The sequence below is a fragment of the Streptomyces sp. NPDC030245 genome (genome assembly GCF_055572995.1).
Window position 1 is genome coordinate 21,749 of record NZ_JBVICF010000018.1, and the last position, 23,854, is coordinate 45,602.

The 23,854-nt window shown below is 71.3% G+C and carries 18 protein-coding genes and 1 pseudogene; 8 read left to right on the top strand and 11 right to left on the bottom strand.

Annotated elements, in window-relative coordinates:
• The 4 genes from ACZ4Z4_RS36055 to ACZ4Z4_RS36070 form a co-directional block, all read right to left on the bottom strand.
• The gene (locus tag ACZ4Z4_RS36055; RefSeq protein ID WP_468337288.1) at positions 1 to 789 is read right to left on the bottom strand and encodes a GNAT family N-acetyltransferase; all 789 of its coding nucleotides are present in this window, start codon (positions 787 to 789) and stop codon (positions 1 to 3) included.
• Positions 790 to 846: 57 nt separating this feature from the next.
• Positions 847 to 1,887, bottom strand: a complete 1,041-nt coding sequence (locus tag ACZ4Z4_RS36060) for a PhlD (protein ID WP_468337291.1) — start codon at positions 1,885 to 1,887, stop codon at positions 847 to 849.
• Positions 1,888 to 2,021: 134 nt separating this feature from the next.
• Positions 2,022 to 2,843 carry an MmyB family transcriptional regulator gene (locus ACZ4Z4_RS36065; RefSeq protein WP_468337294.1) on the bottom strand — a complete coding sequence of 274 codons (822 nt, stop codon included), beginning with the start codon at positions 2,841 to 2,843 and terminating at the stop codon, positions 2,022 to 2,024.
• Between the two features lie 495 nt (positions 2,844 to 3,338).
• Positions 3,339 to 4,232 (bottom strand): Gfo/Idh/MocA family protein, encoded by an 894-nt coding sequence (locus ACZ4Z4_RS36070; protein WP_468337297.1) that lies wholly within the window; start codon positions 4,230 to 4,232, stop codon positions 3,339 to 3,341.
• A 272-nt stretch (positions 4,233 to 4,504) separates the two neighbouring features.
• On the opposite strand from ACZ4Z4_RS36070, the gene ACZ4Z4_RS36075 reads away from it, so the two are divergent.
• On the top strand, positions 4,505 to 6,013 hold the full coding sequence (locus ACZ4Z4_RS36075) for an MFS transporter (protein WP_468337300.1): 1,509 nt from the start codon (positions 4,505 to 4,507) through the stop codon (positions 6,011 to 6,013).
• A gap of 505 nt (positions 6,014 to 6,518) precedes the next feature.
• Positions 6,519 to 7,034: a TetR/AcrR family transcriptional regulator gene (locus ACZ4Z4_RS36080; protein WP_468337721.1), complete on the top strand. Its 516-nt coding sequence runs from the start codon at positions 6,519 to 6,521 to the stop codon at positions 7,032 to 7,034.
• Here the strand turns inward: ACZ4Z4_RS36080 and ACZ4Z4_RS36085 are convergent.
• The gene (locus ACZ4Z4_RS36085; RefSeq protein ID WP_468337303.1) at positions 6,985 to 7,929 is read right to left on the bottom strand and encodes a DMT family transporter; all 945 of its coding nucleotides are present in this window, start codon (positions 7,927 to 7,929) and stop codon (positions 6,985 to 6,987) included. The genes ACZ4Z4_RS36080 and ACZ4Z4_RS36085 overlap by 50 nt on opposite strands.
• 185 nt (positions 7,930 to 8,114) lie before the next feature.
• Here ACZ4Z4_RS36085 and ACZ4Z4_RS36090 point away from each other — a divergent pair, with 185 nt between their 5' ends.
• Positions 8,115 to 8,726, top strand: a complete 612-nt coding sequence (locus ACZ4Z4_RS36090; RefSeq protein ID WP_468337724.1) for a TetR/AcrR family transcriptional regulator — start codon at positions 8,115 to 8,117, stop codon at positions 8,724 to 8,726.
• Between the two features lie 249 nt (positions 8,727 to 8,975).
• Positions 8,976 to 10,814: an asparagine synthase (glutamine-hydrolyzing) gene (asnB, locus tag ACZ4Z4_RS36095; protein ID WP_468337307.1), complete on the top strand. Its 1,839-nt coding sequence runs from the start codon at positions 8,976 to 8,978 to the stop codon at positions 10,812 to 10,814.
• A 40-nt stretch (positions 10,815 to 10,854) separates the two neighbouring features.
• Here asnB and ACZ4Z4_RS36100 read toward each other — a convergent pair whose 3' ends face one another.
• Positions 10,855 to 11,148 carry a hypothetical protein gene (locus ACZ4Z4_RS36100; RefSeq protein WP_468337310.1) on the bottom strand — a complete coding sequence of 98 codons (294 nt, stop codon included), beginning with the start codon at positions 11,146 to 11,148 and terminating at the stop codon, positions 10,855 to 10,857.
• Positions 11,149 to 11,442: 294 nt separating this feature from the next.
• On the opposite strand from ACZ4Z4_RS36100, the gene ACZ4Z4_RS36105 reads away from it, so the two are divergent.
• The gene (locus tag ACZ4Z4_RS36105) at positions 11,443 to 12,708 is read left to right on the top strand and encodes an HNH endonuclease signature motif containing protein (RefSeq protein ID WP_468337313.1); all 1,266 of its coding nucleotides are present in this window, start codon (positions 11,443 to 11,445) and stop codon (positions 12,706 to 12,708) included.
• Here ACZ4Z4_RS36105 and ACZ4Z4_RS36110 read toward each other — a convergent pair.
• Positions 12,692 to 13,447, bottom strand: a complete 756-nt coding sequence (locus tag ACZ4Z4_RS36110) for a sulfite exporter TauE/SafE family protein (protein ID WP_468337316.1) — start codon at positions 13,445 to 13,447, stop codon at positions 12,692 to 12,694. The two genes, ACZ4Z4_RS36105 and ACZ4Z4_RS36110, sit on opposite strands and share 17 nt — an antisense overlap.
• Positions 13,448 to 13,615: 168 nt before the next feature.
• Between ACZ4Z4_RS36110 and ACZ4Z4_RS36115 the strand changes: the two genes are divergently transcribed.
• The gene (locus ACZ4Z4_RS36115) at positions 13,616 to 14,548 is read left to right on the top strand and encodes a LysR family transcriptional regulator (protein ID WP_468337320.1); all 933 of its coding nucleotides are present in this window, start codon (positions 13,616 to 13,618) and stop codon (positions 14,546 to 14,548) included.
• Here ACZ4Z4_RS36115 and ACZ4Z4_RS36120 read toward each other — a convergent pair.
• A pseudogene (locus ACZ4Z4_RS36120) lies at positions 14,518 to 15,712 on the bottom strand (RNA polymerase sigma factor). The gene ACZ4Z4_RS36115 and the pseudogene ACZ4Z4_RS36120 sit on opposite strands and share 31 nt — an antisense overlap.
• A 31-nt stretch (positions 15,713 to 15,743) precedes the next feature.
• A complete protein-coding gene (locus tag ACZ4Z4_RS36125; protein ID WP_468337323.1) occupies positions 15,744 to 16,160 on the bottom strand; it encodes a YciI family protein in 417 nt (138 codons plus the stop codon).
• A 198-nt stretch (positions 16,161 to 16,358) separates the two neighbouring features.
• Here ACZ4Z4_RS36125 and ACZ4Z4_RS36130 point away from each other — a divergent pair, with 198 nt between their 5' ends.
• Positions 16,359 to 18,410, top strand: coding sequence for a pectinesterase family protein (locus ACZ4Z4_RS36130; protein WP_468337326.1), 2,052 nt, complete (start codon positions 16,359 to 16,361; stop codon positions 18,408 to 18,410).
• 22 nt (positions 18,411 to 18,432) lie between these two features.
• Here the strand turns inward: ACZ4Z4_RS36130 and ACZ4Z4_RS36135 are convergent, their stop codons facing one another.
• Positions 18,433 to 19,965 carry an MFS transporter gene (locus ACZ4Z4_RS36135; RefSeq protein ID WP_468337329.1) on the bottom strand — a complete coding sequence of 511 codons (1,533 nt, stop codon included), beginning with the start codon at positions 19,963 to 19,965 and terminating at the stop codon, positions 18,433 to 18,435.
• Positions 19,966 to 20,386: 421 nt separating this feature from the next.
• Here ACZ4Z4_RS36135 and ACZ4Z4_RS36140 point away from each other — a divergent pair, with 421 nt between their 5' ends.
• Positions 20,387 to 21,604: an MFS transporter gene (locus ACZ4Z4_RS36140; RefSeq protein WP_468337331.1), complete on the top strand. Its 1,218-nt coding sequence runs from the start codon at positions 20,387 to 20,389 to the stop codon at positions 21,602 to 21,604.
• A gap of 13 nt (positions 21,605 to 21,617) precedes the next feature.
• Here the strand turns inward: ACZ4Z4_RS36140 and ACZ4Z4_RS36145 are convergent, their stop codons facing one another.
• Positions 21,618 to 23,786 carry an MMPL family transporter gene (locus ACZ4Z4_RS36145; RefSeq protein WP_468337335.1) on the bottom strand — a complete coding sequence of 723 codons (2,169 nt, stop codon included), beginning with the start codon at positions 23,784 to 23,786 and terminating at the stop codon, positions 21,618 to 21,620.
• Between the last annotated feature and the right edge of the window lie 68 nt (positions 23,787 to 23,854).

The following is a 23,854-nucleotide window of genomic DNA, read 5'->3' on the forward strand; positions in this document are numbered from 1 at the left end:
CTACGGCCGGTACACGTAAGGCGTCGTCGTGCAGAGTGTGGTGAAACCGAGGCGGTTCAGGATGGGGTGGCTGTCGGCGGAGGCGTCGACCTGTAGGTAGCGGTAGCCGCGTTCGACGGCGATCCGGGCGCGGTGGGCGACCAGCGCCCGGTAGATGCCCTTGCCGCGCCAGCGCGGGTCGGTGCCGCCGCCCCAGAGGCCGGCGAAGTCGGTCCCGGGGCGGAATTCCAGGCGGGCTCCGCAGACCGGCCGGTCGCCGGCCATGGCGACGACCGCGACGACGTCGTCGGGCGCCTCGGTGAGCTGGGCCAGCATGCGCTGGGCGAGGCGCTCGCTCAGTGCGGCGTCGTCCTCGCCGAAGGCCGCGAGGTGGGCCTCGGACATGAGGCGTACGCCCTCGGCGTCCGTCACCGGGAGCAGCCGTACGCCGTCGGGCAGTCCGGGTCCCGCGGGCAGCGAGGCGGCCTCGGCGACCATCACGGTCTCCACCGGCTCGGCCTCGAAGCCGGCCGCGAGGAGGCGCTCGGCGAGGTCGGCGGGCCGGTCGTAGGAGTGCAGCTTCCACTCGAACTCCCGCCCGGCCGCGGTGAAGTGGCGTACCTGCTCCGCTATCACGGCGTCGGCCGTCGACGCGTCGATGTCGGCCCACAGGACGCCGTTCCAGTCGTGCGCCGAGCCGGTCACCCGCACGACACCACCGGTCCGCTCGACCCGCGTCCCACCGCCCTCGCCCTGCGTGTCGTGCCGAAGCTGCCGGTCGTACGCGGTCAGTACCGCTCCATGATCCATGGGGGTCACCTCAGCAGGGCGGTGGGGCGACGGCAAACGATTTAGACGGGCAACGGACTATGCCCGCCAGTGGCAGCGTGCGGCCGCCGCGGCGAAGCCGGGGCCGAAGGCGACGGTGGCGCCGTGTGCGCCGTCGGGCGGGGGATCGGCGTGGGTGCGTTCCAGGACGCGCAGAACGCTCACGCCCCCGAGGTTTCCCTCGTGGCCGAGCGTGTCCGTGGAGTGCCGCGCGGCGTGCTCGTCCAGGCGCAGGGCGTCCGCCGTGTCGGCGATGATGCGGGGGCTGCCGGGGTGGATGACGGCGAAGTCGGGCCGCCGCGGCCCGAGCCACTCCTGGAGCGGGGGCAGCACGTCGGTGACGGCGGCCAGGACCTGTTTCGTCGAGTCGAAGTGGATGCCGTCCGTGGCGATCCGGCCGCGCTGCCGTTCCGCACTGTCCGGCAGGACGTATTCGAAGGTGTCGTCGATGGCAAGACCGGGCGCCAGGGGCGTGTCGGTGACGATCGTCGCGGCGGCCGCATCTCCGAACAGCGCCTTGTAGATCATCGATTCGATGGTGGTGTCAGTGTGGTGGTAGATGGTGGACAGCACCTCGGCGGCCACCACGAGGACCTTGCTGCCCGGTCGCGCGGCGACGAGGTCGGCGGCGCGGGCGAGCGCCTGGGTGCCGCCCGTGCAGGCCACCGTGGCGAGTGCGACGCGACGCAGGTCGGGGCGGAGGTCGAGCCGTGAGACCAGGCGGATGTCGAGGTTGGGGACGGCCCAGCTCGTGGTGTGCGTGGTGACGAGCGCGTCGATGTCCCGCGCGGCGAGCCCCGCGTCGTCCAGGGCCGCGATCGCCGCCCGTTCCGCCATGGCGAGCGCGTCGTCGAATGCGGCGCGGGCGCGCTCCCCGACGTCGGCGGTGCCGGAGACGGTGGGGGAGTCGAGGGGGCGGGTGAAGTAACGGGTCCGCACACCGCTGTTGCCGATGACGCGGAGTATCGCGCGCAGGCGTGGGTGGTCGGCGTGGTGCGTGCTCACATCGTCGGCTATCTCGGCCGTGGTGACCTTGTGGTCGCCGACGACGGTACGGGGTCTGAGTACGTGAGCGGTCACGAGGCGGCTCCCCATGGTTCGGCGGAGCGGGTGGGGATGTGGCCGTATATGGACATATGTGCTCAACGTACTGCAATGTGGTGGGATTGCCCTGTTGGGCGGAGTTTGCGGGTGGTCCGCGCGGGGCGGGCGATTCAGTCCGAGCGGAGAATGGGCGCGCGCGAGTGGGTGCGCTGCGTGCCGCGGTGGAACACCAGGATCATCAGGCGGGAGCCGGGCGCCGTCAGGGGCTGCGCGGCACACATGGTGACCCAGCCGGGACCTTCCAGGGCGTGCAGCAGGGGGCGCTCGTCCCCGTCGGGATGCGGGTGGGAGTTGCCCGCGGTGTAGAGGTCGGCGATCTCGGGATCGGCGAGGATCTCCTTCTCGATCTGCCGCAGTATGTCGTCGTCCGGCCGGGTGGCCAGCGCCGCCCGCAGCTGCGGCAGCACCATCGGGGCCCACGCGGTGTGCCAGTTCAGCAGCGTCTCGCGGCCGTGCGGGTCGAGGAGCATCCAGCGCAGTGTGTTGCCCGGCACCTTGCCGTTCGGGAACATCCCCGCGAAGGCCGTGTTGTAGGCGAGCATCTCCCAGGACGCGTCCGTCACGTAGGCCATGTGCCCGATCCCGTCGACGGCCTCCTGCCAGACTCCGGGCACCTCCTTGCCGGAGGAGAGGTGGAGCGGTCCCGGCGGGTCCTGAAGGAGTGCGTAGCGGCAGAGGGAGACCCACTCCTGTTCGTTGAGCCCGAAGAGGCGGGCCACGTCCCGGAGCAGCGAGGTCGGCGGATTGGGGTAATTGCCGGACTCCAGGCGGTGATACGTCCCGAACGTACGGTGCAGCAACTGGTCGACCTGGTGCTGGGACAGGCCGGGGGCGCGCCGGCCCTGACCTGTGGGGCGGGCGAAGCCGTGCGATTCGGGGGCTATGAGGGCGCGTCGTTCGCGGAGCAGAGCGCGGAGCGCCGTCTTGTTCATGGTGGGTAATCCCTCTTGGTGCACGCCGAGTTGAGCGTGATCAGTCTAAATATTCACATCGGCTTTGGTAGTAAACATTGCCCGAAGAAAACGATCAGTCGCTGGGGCATCATGGAGCGTGCGGGGTCACCGACCTGCAGGTTTGATCGTCGGGTGGCGCTCGTGCGCAACAGCGGGGCATCTTGTCCGGGGAGTTCGAGAATGGCTGAAATTCCCCGGCATTGGGTACCCCCTAGGCCTACTGGGCCGATGCGGGAAGCGTGTGGAACAAGGTGTGGGACAACTGTTCGTATTTCGGCCCGAGTCGTCGGAGCGGTCGGAATCGGAGCAGCGCAGGACCGCAGGGCTCCACTTTCCGCTGGTTCCGTAGGATCCCGGCTGCGGTCGGTGCCGTCACTCGCCATTACGTAGCGGCCACGGTACCGGCCGCCCGTGGTTGTTCCCGGGCGGATGCCGTGGCCGCTCGCGCCGGATCCGTGGCCGGGCCCGGCCGGATCACGTGGCCGTGATGTGCTCCATGTGCTCCTCCGCCTGCGCCAGGATCTCCGTGACCCGCAGCCCGAACCGGACATCGCACGGGTGCGCCGTGCCGCTGCCCGCGGATTCGACGAGCTCGTCGACCGCTGTCCGGAACGCCTCGCCCGGCTCCCACGTCGGCAGTACGACGGTGCCGCTCTCGCCGCGCAGTTCCACGGTCAGCCCCGCGCACTTCGCGGGCGCCGTCAGGCTCAGCGTCGCGGTGCTGGACGCGCCGCCGGTGTGCCGCAGGATGAGATGGACCGTGTCCCCGGGCCCCGGCGCGGCCGTCACCGCGCTCACGTCGCCGAGGACGGGTATCAACATCGACAGGGCGTGCGGGCCCACGTCCCACAGGCCGCCCCGGCTCGCACGCCACGGTGACGAGAACGCCTCGGTGCCGTCCGGGCCGTAGAACGAGCCGTACCAGTCGGCGCGGCCGGTGAACCAGCCGCCCGTGGAGACCTGTTCGGACAGCCAGGCCGACGTGTCGGAGGCGAAGCGCAGCGTGAAGAAGACCACGGACGCCACCCCGGCCCGCTCCACCGCCTCGGCGAGGTGCCGTGCCCCGTCGACGGTCGTGGCCACCGGCTTGTCGAGCAGCAGATGGCAGCCCGCCGCCGCGGCCCGCGCGGCGAGCGGCGCCTGTACGTCGGGCGGTACCGCGAACGCCACCGCGTCGCTGACGGCGAACAACTCGTCCACGTCCGCGTACGCCGTCGTCTTGTGCGCGGCCGCGAGCGTGGCCGCCGCCTCGGGTCGGCGTCCCCAGACGCCGCTGAGGTCGACGCCCGGGTGCCGGGCCAGCGCGGGGGCGTGCGTGGCGGAGGCCCAGGGGCCCGTGCCCACCAGGCCGATACGGAGTCGATTCATGGGCGGCAGTATGACCGAAGCCGTCCCGCGTGACCTCCCGCGAAGGGGGGCCGCACGTCCGGCGAGGTGGTTCACGGCCATGCCGGGGGCGGCTCGGGGGCCATCCGGGCGGGGCGACGGAATGCCCGATTCCATCGGCCGAGGAGCAAGTCCCCGGTGGTGAATTGCCATTCACCTGCTGCTGTTACCCACTCCTATTCGCCCCTATGGTGAATTGCAATTCACCGCATGCGGGCCGGGACGGGGCGTGGCGGGGGTGGGGCGGAGGGGCGATGGGGTGGTCGGCGGAGAGACGTCATGGGCCGGTTCCGGCCCCGCCGGGTGACGCGCGGGGCGTCCGCGCCCGGCTGACCGTTCCCGTCCTGGCCTTCGGCGGCATCCTCATGGCCGTCACCCAGACGGCGGTCGTGCCACTGCTGCCCGATCTGCCCCGGCTGACCGGCAGCTCGGCGGGGGCCGTGTCCTGGCTGGTCACCGCGACGCTGCTGGCCGGCGCGGTCCTCACACCCGTGCTCGGCCGGGCCGGCGACATGTACGGCAAGCGCCGCGTCCTGCTCCTCGCCCTCGGCCTGATGGCCACGGGCTCGGTGCTCTGCGCGCTCACGTCCGACATCCGGCTGCTGATCGCGGCGCGCGCCCTGCAAGGCGCCTCCGCCGCGGTGGTGCCGCTCTCCATCAGCATCCTCCGCGACGAACTCCCGCCGCGGCGCACCGCGTCCGCCATCGCCCTGATGAGCTCGACGGTCGGGATCGGCGCCGCTCTCGGGCTGCCGCTGGCAGCGCTCATCGTGCAGTACGCGGACTGGCACGCCATGTTCTGGGCCACAGCGGCGCTGAGCACCCTCGGTCTCCTTCTCGCCCGGTGGGCCGTGCGGGAGTCACCGGTGCGTTCACCGGGACGGTTCGACACCCGGGGCGCGGTGGGCCTGGCGGCCGGCCTTGTCTGCCTGCTGCTCGCGGTGTCGCAGGGCGGCCAGTGGGGGTGGGGGAGCGACCCGGTCCTCGGCCTGTTCGCGGGCGCCGCCGTCATCCTGCCCCTGTGGTGGCGCATGGAACTGCGTACGGAACAGCCCCTGGTGGATCTGCGCCTGGCGTCCGGGCGCCGCGTGGCGCTGCCGCACGTGACCGCGCTGCTCGCCGGATTCGCCTTCTACGCCAACTCGTTGCTGACCGCGCAACTGGTGCAGGCGCCCGCCGCGAGTGGCTACGGCCTTGAGCTGTCGATCGTGGCGACCGGCCTGTGCCTGCTGCCCAACGGAGTGGTCATGCTGGCCCTGTCGCCGATGTCGGCCCGCCTCTCGACGGGACGCGGCCCTCGGGTGACCCTTGCCGTCGGCGGCGCGGTCATGGCGCTCGGCTATCTCGTACGCATCGTGGACAGCGGGGAGTTGTGGGTGATCGTGGTCGGCGCCGCGGTCGTGGCGACCGGGACGGCCTTCGCGTACTCGGCGCTGCCCACGCTGATCCTGCGGGCGGTGCCGGTCGAGCAGACCGCGTCCGCGAACGGCGTCAACGTCCTGATGCGGACGATCGGCCAGAGCCTCTCCAGCGCGGCGGTCGCCGCCGTGCTCGTGCGGTACACGTCCTCCGTCGACGGAGTGCAGGTCCCCACGCTGGGCGCCTACCATCTCGCGTTCACCCTGGCGGGAACGGTCGCGCTCGCCGCCTGCGCCGCCGCCCTGGCCATACCCTCGGAACCAACCACGAAGGCCACGCGGCGAACCGCCCCCGGCCACCGGCACGGCGGGTCCGCCGAGGGGACGACCTTGGAGGGGAGGTGACATGGCGGAGAGCGAGGTTGCGGGGGCGCCTGTGTCGAGTGGGGTGGCGGCAACTGGTGTGGTTGCGGGGGGCTTTGGGGTGGCGGGCGTGGGTGGTGCGGCACTTACGGCAGGGGCGGCCAGTGCGGCTGGCACGGCGCTTGCGGCCGGCGGAGCTAGCGGGGCCGGTGTGTCCGGTGCGGCGGGCGTGGCAAGCGCCGCCCGACTGGTCGACGCGGCCGGTGCGGCTGGCGAGGCCGGCGCGGCTAGCTCAGACGGCCCAGCCAGCCCGGATGGGGCGCCCGGTGCCGCCGGCGCGGCAAGCGCGGCAAGCGCGGCAAGCGTGAAAGGGGGGAGCATCCCGCACGGCGCGGGCATCGCGCTCAGCTCGCACGGCACGGGCGTCCCGCACGGCCCGGGCACCCCGCAGGCCCCGGGCAGCGGGGCCGGCACCGCCGGCTCGACAACCGCACTCCCCGCCCCACCCCCCGCAGCCCGCAGAGACGCCGAGGCGACCAAGGCCGCCATTGTCCGTGCCGCCCGGTACCTTCTCGCCCGGCATGCGCACGGAGACATCACGCTCAAGGCGGTGGCCGAACGGGCCGGTGTGAGCGCCCCGTTGATCCTGAAGTATTTCGGCAACAAGGATGCGCTGTTCTCACAGGTCATGTCCTTCGACGCCGATGCCGACGCGTTCCTCGACGCGCCCGTCGCCGACCTCGGCCGGCACATGGTGCGCCACCTGCTCACCGGCCAGGCCGAGCGGGGCGCCGACCCGATCCTGCGCATCGTCTTCGCCCCGCTCCACGGCGCACAGGGCGACATTCTGCGCGCCAACTTCCGCGTCCAGGTGGCCCAGAGGCTGAGCGAGCGGCTGCCCGGCCCGGACGCCGGGCTGCGGGCCGAGCTCGCCGTGGGCATGCTGCTCGGGCTCGGCGTGATGTACGGCATCGCCCGCGGCCCGCACCTGCGCGCCGCGGAGCTCGACGAGATCACCGACCGGTACGCGCCCGCGGTGCAGGCCTTCCTGACCCCGCCCTGACGCCGGCCTGCGGTGCCTCGGCGGCAGACCGGTGCGCACCCCGTCGTACGACCACCACCGCCACGAGTCCGACGACCAGCCCCGAGATCGTCTGCGGGCCGAAGGGCTCGCCGAACACCAGCGCGCCCCAGAGCGCCGTGACCGGGGCCATGAGGAACATCAGGGTGTTGACCTGGGTGACCCCGGAACGCTGGAGGATCAGCCAGTACAGGCCGTATCCGCCGAATGTGGAGAGCGCGACCAGCCACCCGATCGCCGTCCAGAACGATGCCTCGGCCGGCGGCGTCGCGGCGCCCGCCGCCAGCGCGAGCCCCGTGAACACCACGGCACTGGTGACGCAGTGGACGGTCATCGACACCGAAGGGCCGACCGGGCGGGGCGCGCGCCGGTCCAGGAACGTCGCCGCCACCAGCGAGAGCATCCCGAGGAACGGCACGAGATAGGCCCACCACGGGGCGCCGCCACCGCCGGCGAAGTCGGCGGCGGTGACGATGGCGACTCCGCTCACGCCGAGGCCGAGCCCGATCCACTGGGTGCGGGAGACGTACTGGCCGAGCAGCGGCCCGGCGAGGGCTCCGGCGACGAGCGGCTGGGTGCCGTCGATCAGCGCGGTCGTCCCGCTGGAGACGCCGAGTTGGATGGCGTAATACACGGTGAGGAGATAGCCGCTCTGCGACAGCGCGCCGACAGCCGCCTGCCGTGTGAGGTCGCGCGCCGTCAGGCCCCGCCAGGAGGCCCGCATGAGGACCAGGGCGACGAGCCCGAGAACTACGGCCAGGGGCAGGAAGCGCCACATCAGGATCGTCACCGCGGACGCGCTGCCCGCGCCCAGCTTGGCGCCGATGAACCCGGAGCTCCAGGTGAGTACGAATGCGGCCGACAGCAGGACGTTCATGGATGCCTCCTCGTCGTGCGATGCGGCGGAGCGAGTAGCGAGTAAACCGATCTGTATAGCTCCTTTGGGGAGCGAGTATACAGATCGGTTTACTCGGGGCGTACTATGGGCGCATGGGCGACGACAGGCGCGGAACGGAAGACGGGGCGAAAGAGGGCGGGACGGCGGTGCCGCGGCGCATCGTCATGACGCCGGGCGCGCGCCGCGCCCTCGACGCCGCGGCGCGGCTCTTCTATGAACGGGGCATCCATGCCGTGGGCGTGGACCTGATCGCCGCCGAGGCCGGGGTGACGAAGAAGACGCTCTACGACCGCTTCGGCTCCAAGGGGCAGATCGTCGTCGAGTACCTCGCCGACCGGGACGAGCGCTGGCGCGCCTTCCTCGCCCCGTACCTGGAGGTCGCGCCCTCGCCGGAGGCCCGGATCCTCGCCGTCTTCGACGCCCTGCGGGACTGGGTCGGTGAGCACTCGGCCAAGGGGTGCGGCATGGTCAACGCGCACGCCGAGATCAGTGACCCCGCCCACCCCGCGTACGCGATCATCACCGGCCAGAAGGCCTGGATGCTCACGCTCTTCACCGGTCTCGCGGAAGAGATCGCAGAGCGCCGGGCGCCGCGCGAGGCGGCCCGCGAGGGTGTGCGCGAGGCGGCGCGCCTGGGGCGGACCCTGATGCTGCTGCACGAGGGTGCGCTCGTGGCGCACGGCCTCCATGTGTTCCCCGCCGCGATCGAGCAGGCACGCGAGGACGCCGCGGAGCTGTTGAGGGCGGCGGCCGGGGGAGTCGGGGAAGATCGTTGACAAGTCTTTGCCGATGGCCGGAATGTTTCGTTCCGGTGGATGGGCCGCTCGCGCGCGGAGGGCGGATTGGACGGGCGGTGCCCTCGCGCGCCGCGTTCGATGCGGCTCTGGCCTTGGTAAAGAGCGGCCGGAATCACGGGGGTGGGTGAGGCGGTCGCCGCGCCGGCGCGTTGACCGTACGCAATGGGAGGCGCACGCTGCACACATAGGTGCTAGATACACCTAATTCGGCGAGCGGAAGGAAAGCACATGTGCGGCATCACCGGCTGGGTCTCCTTCGACCGTGATCTGACGGCCGAGTCCACCACCCTGGACGCCATGACGGAGACGATGTCCTGCCGCGGTCCCGACGACCGCGGCACGTGGACCGGCGGTCCCGCCGGGCTCGGACACCGCCGGCTCGCGATCATCGACCTGCCCGGCGGGCGCCAGCCCATGACCGTCGAGACACCGACCGGCACCGTCGCCCTGGTCTACTCCGGCGAGACCTACAACTTCACCGAGCTCCGCCGCGAGCTGACGGGGCGTGGCCACCGGTTCACCACCGAGTCCGACACCGAGGTCGTACTGCGTGGCTACCTCGAATGGGGCGAGGCCCTCGCCGAGCGGCTGAACGGCATGTACGCCTTCGCGATCTGGGACGCGCGGCACGACCGGCTCGTCATGATCCGGGACCGCATGGGCATCAAGCCCTTCTACTACTACGAGACGTCCGACGGCGTCCTCTTCGGCTCGGAACCCAAGGCGATCCTCGCCAACCCACTGGCCCGGCGCCGCGTCACCGCGGACGGCCTGCGGGAGGTCTTCACCGTCGTCAAGACGCCCGGCCACGCCGTGTGGGACGGCATGCGCGAGGTCGAGCCCGGCACCGTCGTCACGGTCGACCGCGCGGGGCTGCGCCGGCACGTCTACTGGTCGCTGGAGACGCGTCCGCACACCGACGACCGCGACGCGTCCGTCGCGAAGGTGCGGGAGCTCCTCGACGACATCGTGCGCCGCCAGCTCGTCTCCGACGTGCCGCGCTGCACGCTGCTCTCCGGCGGCCTCGACTCCTCGGCGATGACGGCACTCGCGGCGCGTCAGCTGGCCGAGACGGGCGAGACGGTGCGGAGCTTCGCGGTCGACTTCGTCGGCCAGGCCGACAACTTCGTCGCCGACGAGCTGCGCTCCACGCCCGACACGCCCTTCGTGCACGACGTGGCGAAGTCGGCGGGCACCGACCACCGCGACATCGTCCTGGACTCGCACGCCCTCGCCGACCCGGACGTGCGAGCCAAGATGATCCGCGCTCGGGACATCCCGATGGGCTTCGGCGACATGGACGCGTCCCTCTACCTCCTCTTCCGCGCCATCCGCGAGCACTCCACAGTGGCGCTGTCGGGGGAGTCCGCGGACGAGGTGTTCGGCGGCTATCTGCAATTCTTCGACGAGACGGCGCGGACGGCCGACACCTTCCCCTGGCTGGTGCGGTTCGCCGACCACTTCGGGGACGACGCCGGCGTCCTGCGCCCCGACCTGACCTCGGCGCTCGACCTGCCCGCCTACATCAAGGAGAGCTACGCGACGGCCGTCTCCGGCATCCAACGCCTGGACGAGAGCGACTTCGAGTACCGGATGCGGAAGATCTGCCATCTGCACCTGACGCGCTTCGTCCGTGTGCTGCTGGACCGCAAGGACCGCGCGAGCATGGCCGTCGGCCTGGAGGTGCGCGTCCCGTTCTGCGACCACCGGCTGGTCGAGTACGTGTACAACACGCCGTGGGCGCTGAAATCCTTCGACGGCAGGGAGAAGAGCCTGCTGCGCGAGGCGACGGCCGATGTGCTGCCGCGGTCGGTCTACGACCGGGTGAAGAGCCCCTACCCGTCCACGCAGGACCCCAAATACGCGGTCGCGCTCCAGGGCCACGTCAAGGACCTGCTCGCCCGGCCGGGCCACCCGGTCTTCGATCTGGTGGACCGGGAGCGGGCCGCACGGGCCGCGGAGCGAGAGGCTCCGCAGATCACGCAGGCCTCGCGCCGCGACCTGGAACGCACGCTCGACCTGGCACTCTGGCTGGACCTCTACAAGCCCGAGATCACCCTCACCTGACCTCGACCCCGCACTTGCCTCCTCGCCCGACCCTCACCCCTCACCGGTCCCTCTCGCCCCCCACGGCCTCCGGCTCCGCCGAGGCGGCGAGGGTGTCGAGGAACCGCTTGAGCGCAGGTGTCCCGTCCCTCCCCAGCCCCCGCTGGACCGGCGGAACGCTCGCTCCCCGCCGACTGCCGGACGCCTGGCACGGGCCGGCCCGCTCCTCGGTCCGGACGGTCACGGCGCGACGGACGAACTCGGCCACCGGCATCCCGAGGCGATCCGCGTGGCACACGATCACGGCGTACTCATCGGGCGTGAACAAGACCTGCACAGGCTTGGCACCGTCCATGGACGCATGATGCCGTTCGGGCGTGTGGGACGCGGTGCGATTGGCATATTCGCCCTCGAATGCGTGAAACAGGGGAAGACGCCCACATGAATGGAGTGTGGCCCCGACCGGACGGGGGAATCTCGGTCGGGGCCACATCATGTTCAACGATAAACCATGGCGCGTCGTTCCCTGACCAGGGGGTCGGGGCTGTGACCTGCGTTACCCCGGGTGCCACCGCGGGAAGCGCCCCATGCGCCCCCTTGCGTGTCCGCATCGCCCTTGCGTGTCAGTGCCCCGGCCTATCGTTGCGCCATGGTGCTGAGTGGCATAGGCAGGACGGAAGTTCTGCGCGCGGTCGAGGAGTGCGACCGGCGCGGTCGGGACGCGTTCCTCCGCCGGTACGGGTTCAAGGCGTCCCGCGGCTATCTGCTGCTGGTCGACGGTCGGTACTACGACTCGAAGGCCATCATCGGTGTCGCTCACGGCTACCTCCCGGGAGAGGCGCCGCTGACCGCATCGGAGTTCTCCGGCGGCCGCGATCACGCGGCGAAGCTGCTCGGTGCGCTGGGATTCCAGGTGGTGGCCCAGGAGGCGGTCGGCGAGATCACCGTCGACCGCCTCGTCGACCGCATCGGCAATCTGCGCGTCGCCCACGCGGAGACGGGCCCCCGTCTCTACCAGCCGATCGCCCTGCTGTGGGCCATCGGGCGCGCGTTCCAGGGGGAGCCGCGCACGCTGCCCTGGACCGAGACGAGCGCGGCCCTGAGCGGGCTGCTGCGAAGCCACGGACTTCGAGGTGAGCGTCCCCGCCCGGACTATCCGGTCCTGGCTCTCTTCCACGCCGGGCTGTGGACGCTGGACGACCACGAAGGGGCGGTCCCGCAGGCGCACGGCGATGCCGTGCCTCGCCGCTGGTTCGCCGAACAACGGCCGGTCGGAGGTCTGGTCCCACCGGTGCACGAGCTGATGCGCGCCTCCGGGCAGGGCCGCGTCGCGGTGGTGCAGGCGATCACCGACCGGTTCTTCGACGGCCTCGACGAGGTTCCTCTGCTCACCGAAGTCGGCCTCTACGAGGAGTCGGTGGCGGACGACCGGCCCGGTGGCCGGGGCGCCGCCCCCGCGAGGCCGGCGACTTCCCCGGCGGAGGACCCGGTCTCGTCGGCCGCGCAGTACGAACGGTTGTGCACTCTCGTGGAGCGGCGGGAAGCATCGCGTCACCAGCGGCGCCGCGAAGGCGTCTCCCGGGACCCCATCCGGTCGGCGTCCGCTCGGCGGGCGGTGCTCATCCGGAGCGGGGGGTGGTGCGAGAACCCGGTGTGCGGCGGTCGGCCCGACGACGTGACGGACGCGGGCGATCCGATACTGGAGATCGACCACATCGATGGGATCGCCGATGGTGGTCGCGATCACCCGAGCCGGATGATCGCCCTGTGTCCGAACTGCCACGCCGTGAAAACCCGTGGCAGCACGAGGGCGCAACTGCGCGAGGCCTTCCTCGAAGTGGTGCGTGAGCGGCACCGGGCCGTACGGGAACGGCACCAGCGGGAGGGCGGGCCGATCGCTACTGCATCAGCATGATCGCCGAAGCCGTCGTCCCCACGACGACGATGAACGTGCGCATCGCCAGCGGCGGGAGCTTGCGGCCGAAGCGGGCGCCGATCAGGCCGCCCGCTGTGGAGCCCGCGGCGATCAGGCCCGCCGCCGTCCAGTCGATGTCCGCGACGGCGATGAAGACGACGGCGGCGACGCCGTTCACGAGGGAGGCGAGTACGTTCTTCGCGGCGTTGAGGCGTTGCAGGTCGTCGGGGAGGAAGGTGCCGAAGAGGGCCATGAGCAGGACGCCTTGGGCCGCGCCGAAGTAGCCGCCGTAGACGCCCGTGACGAGGACCCCGCACCACATGGGGGCGCCGCCGTCGCTGTTCGCCCCGCCCCGGCGGTTCTTGAGTCTGCGGTTCAGCCAGGGTTGCAGCAGGACCAGGAGGCACGCGGTCAGGATGAGTGCCGGGACCACCGCCTGGAAGGCGTCGGCGGGGAGCCGCAGGAGGAGCAGCGCGCCGACCAGGCCGCCGACGAGGGAGGCCGTGCCGAACCGGATCAGGCGTCTGAACTGCCCTTTCATCTCGCGGCGGTAGCCGTACGCGGCGCTCAGCGTGCCCGGCACCAGGCCGAGGTTGTTCGACACGTTGGCGAGCACCGGCGGGAGGCCGAACGCCAGCAGGGTGGGGAAGGTGATGAGGGTGCCGGACCCGACCACCGCGTTGAGCCCGCCGGCCGCGACACCGGCGGCTCCGACGGCCACCATCTCGAGCGCTTCCACACGTCACCTTTCCCGAGTCGATGGCCCGCGCGCCCGGGGCTCCGTGAACCCCGGGTCGACGCCCGTCGCCGGGTCGCCGCCCGGGCCATCAACGATCTTGGTGCACGGTGAAAACCCAAGTCAATCCTCGGGTTTCCTTGTAGCCACCCAAGGGATAACTTCACCCCCGTGACCCTCGACGACCTTCGCATCTTCATCGCCGTGTGCCGCGCCGGCAGCCTCAGCGCCGTGGCCCGCGACCTGTCCTGTACGCAGTCGGCGGTGAGCCAGCACGTCAAACGTCTGGAGCGGGAGCTCGGCGTCAGTCTCCTGGAGCGGCACGCGCGCGGCGTCGTGCCCACCTCGGCCGGGCGCACCCTGCGGGCGGCCGCCGCCGACGGGATCGGCGGCATCGACCTCGCCGTGCGCCGGCTGCGCGAGCAGGTGCGCGGCGACGGCGGCGCGGTGCGGATCACCACGGGCGCCACCTCCGTACGGCACTTCATGGCCGAAGCCGTCGTCGGCTTTCGGGACCGCTATCCGCGCGTCAGCCTGGAGTTTCAGACCGTGAGCTCAAGCCGCGGCTGTTTCGACGCGCTCGCGGCCGACGACCTGGACCTCGCCTGGATCACTCTCGGCGAACCCGTGCGCGGCATCGAGCAGCGGCCCGTCGTGGAGCTGCCCTGGGTCCTCGCCGTCCGCGCCGACGACCCGCTGGCCGGCCGCCCCCGCGTCGAGCCCGCCGAGCTGGCCGCGGGGCAGCTCATCACGCCCCCGGAGGGCTCGACCTCGCGCGGTCAACTCGACGCGCATTTGGGAGAGTTGGATGTGGTGCTGCCGACCGTCACGAGCGTCGCCGACTGGGACACCGCAGTGCTGCTCGCCGAGCTCGGGCTCGGCCAGGCCGTCGTGCCGCTGCTGCCCGGGTGGCGCGAGTGCGGTCCCCCGGGCCTCCGTCTCGTGCCGGTGCCGGAGCTGCCGCCGCTCTCGGTGGGCTGGGCGGTGCGCCGCTGGGACGCGCTGAGCCCGCTGGCCCGCGCCTTCGCCGACACCGTCGCCGAGCACTGCGCACCGCTCGACGCGGTCCCCGCTCAGGGCGCCAGTCGGGCGGCACGCGTCTGAAGGTAGTGGGCCTCGGGACGGCTGAGGGTGCCCTGCGCCGCCAACTGGTAGGCGGTACGGGCCCCTTCGGCGTCGCCCGCCTTCTCCAGCAGATGGGCGCGTACGGCCGCCAGGCGGTAATGGCCCTCCAGGCGCTCTTCCAGCGCCGCCAGTTCGCCGAGGCCGGCCCTCGGCCCGTGCACCATCGCGTAGGCCACCGCCCGCCCCAGCTCGGCCATGGGCTCGGGGGCGCGGCGGACGAGAACGTCGTACAGGGCGAGGATCTGCGGCCAGTCGGTGGCGTCCGCGTGCTCCGCCTCGTCGTGCGCCGTGCCCTCGGTGATCGCCCGCCGGTCCCAGCGGGTGCGGTCCTGCTCGTCGAGCGGGATCAGCTCGCCGTGCGGCCCCGTCCGCGCCGCGCCGCGCGCCTCGGTGAGCAGCATCAGCGCCAACAGGCCCGTCACCGCGCCCTCGTGGGGCAGCAGTCGGCGTACCGAACGGGTCAGGCGGATCGCCTCGCGGGCGAGCTCCGCGCGGTGCAGCGCCTCGCCGGAGGTCGCCGTGTAGCCCTCGTTGAAGATCAGGTAGAGCACCTGGAGGACCACGGCGAGCCGCGCGTCGCGGTCCTCGGCCCCCGGCTGCCGGAACGGCGTCCCCTTGATCCTCGCCTTCGCGCGGCTGATCCTCCCCCACTGCCTTGAAGGCGTGGGAGGTGCCCCCACGCCATCGTCGCCTCGGGCACCAGGTGCGCGCGGGCGATCTCGGCCGTGGTGAGTCCGCCCACGGCGCGCAGGGTCAGGGCGACCTGCGCGGCCGGGGTCAGCTCCGGATGACAGCACAGGAACAGCAGCGTGAGCGTGTCGTCGTCGGCCGGGGCGCGGCTCTCGCCCGGCGGGGGAGCGGTGAAGGCGTCGCGGGGCGTGAGACGCGCCGCGTCCTCCTCGCGCCGCCGCCGTGCCTCGTCGGCGCGGAGCCGGTCCATGAGGCGGCGCGAGGCGACCTTGATCAGCCAGCCCCGCGGATTCTCCGGCACCCCGGAGTCCGGCCACTGCCGCGCCGCCGCGAGCAGCGCCTCCTGTACGGCGTCCTCGGCGGCGCCGAAGTGCCGTACCTGCGGACGAGCGCGCCGAGGATCTGCGGCGCGTGCCGGCGCAGCAGGTCCTCGACCCCGGTCGTACGTCTCAACGCTCGCCTCGCGAGGAAGCGGTCGTACGTCTCAACAGTCGCCTCCGGAGGAATCCTGGACGGGACGGATCACGATGGGCGGGTCGACGACGCCCTCCGGTCCCGGGCACTCGGTGATGCGCTCGGCGATCTCGGTGACCCGCTCCAGGCTCGCGCATTCGAGCAGCCAGTACCCGGCGAGCACCTCCTTGGTCTCGCCGTAGGGACCGTCCGTGATCACGGGGCGGCCGTCCTTGTCCCTGCTGACGAGACGGGTCCGCGCGGGCTCCGTCAGCCCTTGCGCGTCGATGAGCTCGCCGGACTCGGCGAGGTCGTTGGTGACCTCGCTCATGAACGCGAACATCGCCTGTAGTTCCTTCTCGCTCCACGCCGGACTCTCCGCGGACGGCTTGCCCGCCATCGCGTCGTAGTCGGCCTGCGAGCCCTGGACCATCACCAGATACTTCATGACTTCGCTCCTCGGCTGCGCCGTCACCCCTCGCGGGTGACTTTCACAGGAGACGTCGGAGCGGACGGCGCGTTCTCGACACCTCGCGAAAAGAATTTTATCGACGGGCAACCTTCCGTGCCCCGGCGGCGACTGCTCAGCGGCCCGTTCCACCGGACACGGGCGTCCCCCCACGTACGGACAGATGGGAAGCGACGCATGACCGATCTCCACGGCAGGGCGCGACACCGCAGAAAGAAGACGGCCCTCAAGGTGGGTACGCCGCTGGCCCTCGCCGCCGCGGGAGCCATGGCCTACGGCACGGCTTTCGGGGTGTCCGGCGAGGACGCGCAGCCGAAGGCCGCGGCGGCCGCCGCCGCGCCGGCCTGGGCCGACGACACCGCCGACGGCTTCGCGTCGGTCCACGCCCTGGGCCAGAAGGGGACGTACGGCGGCCGGGACGGGCGGACCGTCACCGTGCGGACCCTCGCCGACCTGGAGAAGTACGCGACGGCCCCGGAGCCGTACGTCATCGTCGTGGCCGCGGCGATCACCATGGACCCCAAGGGCAAGGAGATCAAGGTCGCGTCCGACAAGACGATCGTGGGTGCCGGCACCTCGGGGCAGATCGTCGGCGGCGGTTTCTTCCTCGGTCAGGGCGTCCACAACGTCATCATCCGGAACCTCACGATCCGGGACTCGTACCACGGCACCTGGAACGACAAGGAGCACGACTGGGACGCCATCCAGATGGACGGCGCCCACCACGTGTGGATCGACCACAACGATCTGCGGCACATGGCCGACGGTCTGATCGACAGCCGCAAGGACACCACCAACGTGACGGCGTCCTGGAACAAGCTGAGCGACAACAACAAGACCTTCGGCATCGGCTTGACCGAGAACGCCACCGCCGACCTCACGGTCCACCACAACTGGTTCCGCGAGACCGAGCAGCGCAACCCGTCGACCGACAACGTCGCCCATGCCCACCTCTACAACAACTACCTCCAGGACGACCCGGGCACCCACATCACCTCGTCGTACGGCAACTACTCGCGCGGCAGGACGAAGATGGTCCTGGAGAACAGCTACTTCCAGGGCGTCGACAACCCCGTCATCAAGGACGCCACCGCCGCTCTCGTCCAGCGCGGCAACGTCTTCTCCGGGACCAGTGGCCGCAATGAGAGCGGCGGCACGGCGTTCGACCCGAAGGCGTACTACGAGTACCGGCTCGACAAGGCGGCCGACGTCCCCGCGCTCCTCAAGTCCGGTGCCGGACCGCGCAGTTCCCTCGGCACGACGGCCGGCGCCCGCGCCGACCGCACCCTCACCGTCGCCAAGGACGGCAGCGGCCAGTACACGAGCGTGCAGAAGGCCGTCGACGCCGTCCCCGCGGGCAACACCTCGCGCGTCGTGATCCGGGTCGCCCCCGGCACGTACCGCGAGACGGTGAGGATCCCGGCGAACAAGCCGCACGTCACGGTCGAAGGCACCGGCACCAGCCGCAAGGACACCGTCATCGTCTACGACAACGCGTCCGGGACGCCGAAACCGGACGGCTCCGGGAAGTACGGCACGAGCGGCAGCGCGACCTTCGCCGCCGAGGCCGACGACTTCCGGGCCCGCAACCTCACCATCTCCAACGACTTCGACGAGGCACGGAACCAGGGCCTGGACGGACACCAGGCGGTGGCGCTGCGCACCGCGGCCGACCGGGTCCGCCTCGACTCCCTGATCGTCACCGGCGACCAGGACACGCTGCTCCTCGACACGGCCGCCAAGGACAGGACGGGCCGCGTCCACATGACCAACTCCTACGTCGTCGGCAACACCGACTTCGTCTTCGGCCGCGCCACCGCGGTGATCGACAAGTCCGTCCTGACCCTGAAGAAGCGCTGGAACGGCACCTCGGCCGGATACGTGACCGCGCCCAGCACGGCCGCCGGGCGCAAGGGCTTCCTCATCACCCGCTCGACGGTGAACGGCGACGTCTCCGCCGGCAGCTTCCACCTCGGCCGTCCCTGGCACGCGGGCGGTGACGCGAGCCTCGACCCGCAGACCACCGTCCGCGACACCCACCTCAGTGCCGCCGTGAAGCCGGCCCCTTGGACGGACATGGGCGGCTTCTCCTGGAAGGACGACCGCTTCGCCGAGTACCGGAACACCGGCCCCGGTGCGGGCGGCCCTTCCGGGGACCGCCCGCACCTCACGGACGCCCAGGCCGCGGACCAGGAGACCGCCGACTGGCTCGGCGACTGGACGCCCTAAGGACCGTCGCACGCGCGCGGACTCAGCCCATGTGGACGGGCGCCGCGCCCTCGGCCGTCTCCTGCTTGCGGGCGTTGATGGCGAGCGCGGTGACGGCGAGGCCCGCCAGGAACATGACGCCCGCGCCCACGAAGGCCAGCGTGTAGCCGTGGGTCAGCGCCTCGGCCGCCTCGGCCACCAGGCCGTGGTCCTTCGTGGCCACGCCCCGGTAGAACGAGGCGGCCGCTTCGGGCAGCCGCTCGTTGGCCGCCGAGGTGGAGATGGTCGCGAGGACGGCGAGGCCCAGGGCGCCGCCGATCTGCTGGGCGGTGTTCAGGAGCGCGGAGGCGATGCCCGTCTCCTGGTGGTCGACGCCGCTGACGGCGCCCAGCGTCATCGGGACGAAGCCCATGCCGAGGCCGAGCGCGGTCACGAACATCGCGGGCATCAGATGTCCCGCGTACGACGAGTCCGGGGTGAGCGTGGCGAACCAGAACATGCCCCCGGCCGCCACAAGGAGTCCGGGTCCAGCGATCACGCGGGGGGCGAGGCGGGTGACCAGCTTGGCGCTGAGGGCCGCCGCGACGCCCATGCCGAGGCTGAACGGCAGGTTGGCGAAGCCGGTTTCGACCGCGCTGTAGCCGAGGATCAGCTGCATGTACAGGGTGAGGAAGTAGAAGGTGGCCATCATGCCCGCGCCGATGAACAGCATCGTGGCGAAGGATCCCGAGCGGTTGCGGTCCTTGAAGAGCCGCAGCGGCATCATCGGGTCCGCGGTCCGGCTCTGGATGAGCAGGAAGGCGCTGAGCAGGACGGCGGCGACGGCGAAGCAGGACAGCGTCAGGCTGTCGGTCCAGCCGTGTTCGCCGCCACGCGTGATGCCGTAGACAAGGGCGATCAGACCGCCCGTGCCGGTGAGGGTGCCCGGCAGGTCGAGGCGGCCGGGGTGGCGTTCGGCCTCGACGAGCGTCCTGGTGCCGGCGAGCACGGCCAGGCCGATGGGGATGTTCACGAAGAACACCCACCGCCAGTCGAGGACGTCGGTGAGGACGCCGCCGAGCAGCAGGCCGACGGTGGCGCCGATGCCGGCCATCGCGGCGTAGACCCCCATCGCCTTGTTGCGCGGCTTGCCCTCGGGGAAGGTCGTGGCGATCAGCGAGAGGGCGCTGGGCGCCGCGACGGCCGCGCCGACGCCCTGGAGGATGCGGGCGCCGATGAGCAGGCCCTCGTTCGGGGCGAGCCCGCCGAGCAGCGACGCCAGGGTGAAGACGGCGATGCCGACCTGGAACATCCGCCGTCGGCCGAAGAGGTCCCCGGCCCGGCCGCCGAGGAGCAGCAGCCCGCCGAAGGCCAGCGCGTAGGAGTTGACGATCCACGCGAGGTTGGCGTCGGACACCTCCAGGGCGGTCTGGATGCTGGGCAGCGCGATGTTGGTGATGGTGCCGTCGAGCACCACCATCAGCTGGGCCGCGGCGATCACGAACAGGGCCAGGCCGAGGTGCCGGCCTGCGCCGGGTGGGCCACCGGCCGTGCCCGCCGGTGAGGGAGTGGTGACAGCCGTGCTGTCAGCAGACATGAAAGAGCTCCAGAACGAGGCGTGGACACATTCCGCCGGAACCGGAATCAGGCGTGGGAGGCCTTCTTCCATTCCGGTGTGAGGGGCTGCGACGACCCCCCGCAAAGGGGCGGATCACCGCTGCGCAAGCCGAGCGGTGCGCCGACGAAAAGGCGGCCCGGCTCGGGACAAGGGAAAACCCTAACACCCAAAAGCCGCTGGTAGAGGAGGCATGTGAGAAATGCGAGAACGCTCGTCGGCGGACTTGACTTTTCTCGCCCTTTCCTAGGCCACCGACTTTTGCGGGCTTTATCGATTTCGCTTGCATTTTCGTTCGAGCTGTGAGCAATGAGGGCGCGGAGCGCCTCGGGCTGTGCTCACACTTTCCGCGAAATGGCAACTTGCACTAACGTGCGCGTCCGGATCGACGGAGGGCAGGGCAGTGGCCACTGACACCGGGGTATCGCTGTGGCGGAACCGCAACTACCGCGTCTTCCTCCTCATCCAGACCTTCTCCGCCCTCGGCGACTCGTTCTCGTTCGTGGCGATACCGCTGCTCGTGCTGCACAGCACCGGCTCGGTCGTCCAGATGGGCCTGGTCACCGGCGCGACGGGCGTGGCGTCGATCGTCACCGGCCTCTTCGCCGGTGTGGTCGCCGACCGGTTCGACCGGCGGCGGCTCCTGATGCTCTCCGACGTGGCGCGCTGCCTGCTGTACGCGCTGATCCCGCTGGTCTGGCTCTTCGCGACGCCGATGTGGTTGATCTACACGGTCGTCCCGCTCACCGGCGGCTTCGCGATGCTCTTCCAGGTGACGTACGTGACCGTGGTGCCCGCCATCGTCGAACCGGACCAGATCACCCGGGCCAACGCCCACCTCTTCGGCTCCTACGCCGTGGCGACGGTCGGCGGGCCCACCCTCGCGGGCTTCGTCGCGGCGGTGGCCGGTCCCGTCGCCGCCATCGGGATCGACGCCGCCACCTTCGCCGTGTCCGCCGCCGGGCTCCTGCTCGTCCGGCTGCGGCCGGTCCCGCCCCCCGACGCCGAAAGCGGAGGCGTGCGCGGGGAGTTCCTGGCCGGTGTCCGCTTCCTGTGGGCACACCCCGTCCTGCGCCCGCTGACCGTGCTGCTGTCCCTGGTCATCTTCCTCACGCACGGCATGACCGACGTCATCATCTTCCGCGTCAAGAAGGACCTCGGGCACGGGGACGACACGGTGGGCTATGTGCTCAGCGCGGGCACCGTCGGCACCTTTCTCGCCTCCTTCGTGGTCACCCGGGTGCGCAAAGGCCTCGGTTTCGGGCCGAGTTGGGTCGGCGCCACCGCGTTGGGCGGAGTCGCCGTCGGCTGTCTCGGACTGACCGACAGCGTGCCGGTGATCGGCGCGCTGTCGGCGGGCATGCTGCTCGCCACCGGCGTCGCCGGGATCTGCTCCATGTCCCTGCGCCAGGAGGTGACACCCGGTCATCTTTTGGGGCGGGTCACGGCGGCGTTCTGGACGACGCACTACTCGCTCGGCCCGCTGGGGGCCGCCGCCGTCACCGCGGGGGCCGCCGGATTCGGGGTCGCCCGGGTGTCCCTCGCCGTCGGCGCGGGCGTGGTGTGCGTGGCGCTGAGCGGGCTGCTGACGGGGGTTGTACGGGCCGAGGCGTCCGCGTGACGCCCCGGCGGTCTCAGCGGCTGTGCGTCGCGCCGCCGAGGCGCTCCTCGTCCGGGTCCGGCGGCGCGGAACCGCCGCTCCCGTTCCGCTTCTCGTCGCCGTGGCCGGGCCACCAGGCCGCGTGCCCGATGAGCGCGGTCAGCGCCGGGGTGAAGATCAGCGCCATGACGAACGCGGCGATGAGGATGCCGAACGAGAGCGAGAAGCCCATCTGGGAGAGCGTCGAGTTGCCCGCGAGCATCAGCGTCGCGAACGTACCCGCGAGGATCACGCCCGCCGAGCCGATCGTCGGCCCCGAGTGCCGCACCGCCGTGCCCGCGGCGTCGTGCGGGCCGCGGCCCTCGCGTGCCTCCTCGCGCAGCCGCGACACCATGAGGATGTTGTAGTCCGTGCCGAGCGCGACCACGAACAAGTACATGATCACCGGCAGCATGAACATCAACCCGGGCTGGTCGCCCAGCTGTTGGAAGAGCAGGGAGGTCGCGCCGAGGGTCGCGCCGAAGCCCAGCGCGACGGACAGCATCAGGTACCAGGGCGCCACCAGGCTCCGCAGCAGCAGACCGAGGATCACCATGATGGCGAGCGCCGCGACGGGGAAGACCACCGAGTAGTCGCGGTCCACCGCCCTGTTGATGTCGACGTACACCGCGGTGGTACCGCCGACGAGGGCCTTCGTGCCGGCCGGCGCGTCGTCGTGGGCGGCGGGACGCAGCCGGTCCTTGACGGTCTCCAGCGCCTTGTCGGAGGCCGGCGGGTCCGCGAGGATCACGGAATACGAGGCGGTCGTGCGGTCCGGACTCAGCCGGGGTGCGCCGACCTCGCCCACGCCCCCGACACCGGAGAGCCGCTCGCGGAAGGCGTCGGCCTGCGGCTTCGTCACGGGCCTGTCGGCCGTGGACGTGAGGTACACGGAGGTCGGGTCGGTGGTGCCCGCGGGGAAACCCTTCTGGAGGTTGTCCAGGGCGACCATCGACTCCTTGTCCTCGGGGAGCGAGGACCCGGCCAGGTCGAAGTTGGCCTTGTAGCCGAGCGCGCCCAGCGTGAGCGCCCCCATGAACAGCGCGGAGACCAGCGTCCACACGGCGGGTTTGCGGGCTATGGACGCGCCGAGCTTGGCGAACCCCGTCCCGTGCGGCTCGCGCTGCCAGGACTTCGACGGCCAGAACACCTTCGTACCGAGGAGCGACACCACCGCGGGGACGAGCGTGAGTCCGGCGAGCAGCGTCACGAAGACCGCGATGGCGAGGGCCGGGCCCATCGACCGCAGCATGCCGAGCGAGGAGAGCGTCAGCGCGGCGAAGGCGACGATGACGGCGCCCGCCGCCGACGTGATGGCCTCACCGACCCGCTCGACGGCGTGCACCATGCCGCTCTTGGCGTCCTCGCCCGCGCGCAGCGCCTCCCGGTAACGGAAGAGCAGGAACAGGATGTAGTCCGTGCCGACGCCGAACAGGACGACGGTCAGGAGCTCCTGGATGGAGGAGTCCGCCTTCATGTCGAAGGCCTTGTTCGCGGAGGCGATCAGGCCGGTCGCCATCGGCGAGATCAGCCCGATGAGGACGACGGGCAGCAGCGCGATGATGGGGCTGCGGAAGATCACGAGGAGCAGCACGATGATGATCACGATCGTGCCGACGCCGACGAGCAGGCCCGCCCGCTCGGACGCGTCGCTCTCGTCGAGGGCCTGCGCCGCCGAGCCGGTGATCCCGGCCGACAGGTCCGTGCCCTTCAACTCCGGCTTCAGATCGTCGCGGAGCTCCTTCACGGCGTCCTGCTGCGAGGTGTCCTCAGGGTCGGTGATCTTCGGCATCGCGACGACGGCCGTCTGCACCTGCTTGTTGGGCGAGACCTCGCCGGGCACGACCGCCTGCACCTCGGGGATCTTCCGGCTCTGCAACTCCTTCGCGACGCGGCGCACGTCGGCGGAGTCGGCGGGGGTGAGCTTTCCGCCGTCGGAGCGCTGGAAGACGATGATCGCGCCGATGTTCTGCTGCTTGGGGAATTCCTTTTCCTGCACGTCGGAGGCGCGAATGGACTCGTAGTGATCGGGCAGGAAACTCGCCTCGTCGCTGCTGGAGGTGAGCTTCGGCGCCAGGGAGATCACGGCGCCGGCCGCCACCACCCACGCCAGGATGATCCACCAGGGGCGGCGCACCACGAATCGGCCCAGGCCAGAGAACATCGGCTACTGCCTCTCCTCGCCCCCGAGGCATAACAGTCGTGTTCCGCCCAGCATCGGCCCGACCGGGC

Coding starts and splice junctions, on each gene's coding strand:
- ACZ4Z4_RS36055 (WP_468337288.1), bottom strand. CDS start 789: ATGGATCATGGAGCGGTACTGACCGCGTACGACCGGCAGCTTCGGCAC.
- ACZ4Z4_RS36065 (WP_468337294.1), bottom strand. CDS start 2,843: ATGAACAAGACGGCGCTCCGCGCTCTGCTCCGCGAACGACGCGCCCTC.
- ACZ4Z4_RS36070 (WP_468337297.1), bottom strand. CDS start 4,232: ATGAATCGACTCCGTATCGGCCTGGTGGGCACGGGCCCCTGGGCCTCC.
- ACZ4Z4_RS36075 (WP_468337300.1), top strand. CDS start 4,505: ATGGGGTGGTCGGCGGAGAGACGTCATGGGCCGGTTCCGGCCCCGCCG.
- ACZ4Z4_RS36085 (WP_468337303.1), bottom strand. CDS start 7,929: ATGAACGTCCTGCTGTCGGCCGCATTCGTACTCACCTGGAGCTCCGGG.
- ACZ4Z4_RS36090 (WP_468337724.1), top strand. CDS start 8,115: ATGACGCCGGGCGCGCGCCGCGCCCTCGACGCCGCGGCGCGGCTCTTC.
- asnB (WP_468337307.1), top strand. CDS start 8,976: ATGTGCGGCATCACCGGCTGGGTCTCCTTCGACCGTGATCTGACGGCC.
- ACZ4Z4_RS36100 (WP_468337310.1), bottom strand. CDS start 11,148: ATGGACGGTGCCAAGCCTGTGCAGGTCTTGTTCACGCCCGATGAGTAC.
- ACZ4Z4_RS36105 (WP_468337313.1), top strand. CDS start 11,443: ATGGTGCTGAGTGGCATAGGCAGGACGGAAGTTCTGCGCGCGGTCGAG.
- ACZ4Z4_RS36125 (WP_468337323.1), bottom strand. CDS start 16,160: ATGAAGTATCTGGTGATGGTCCAGGGCTCGCAGGCCGACTACGACGCG.
- ACZ4Z4_RS36130 (WP_468337326.1), top strand. CDS start 16,359: ATGACCGATCTCCACGGCAGGGCGCGACACCGCAGAAAGAAGACGGCC.
- ACZ4Z4_RS36135 (WP_468337329.1), bottom strand. CDS start 19,965: ATGTCTGCTGACAGCACGGCTGTCACCACTCCCTCACCGGCGGGCACG.
- ACZ4Z4_RS36145 (WP_468337335.1), bottom strand. CDS start 23,786: ATGTTCTCTGGCCTGGGCCGATTCGTGGTGCGCCGCCCCTGGTGGATC.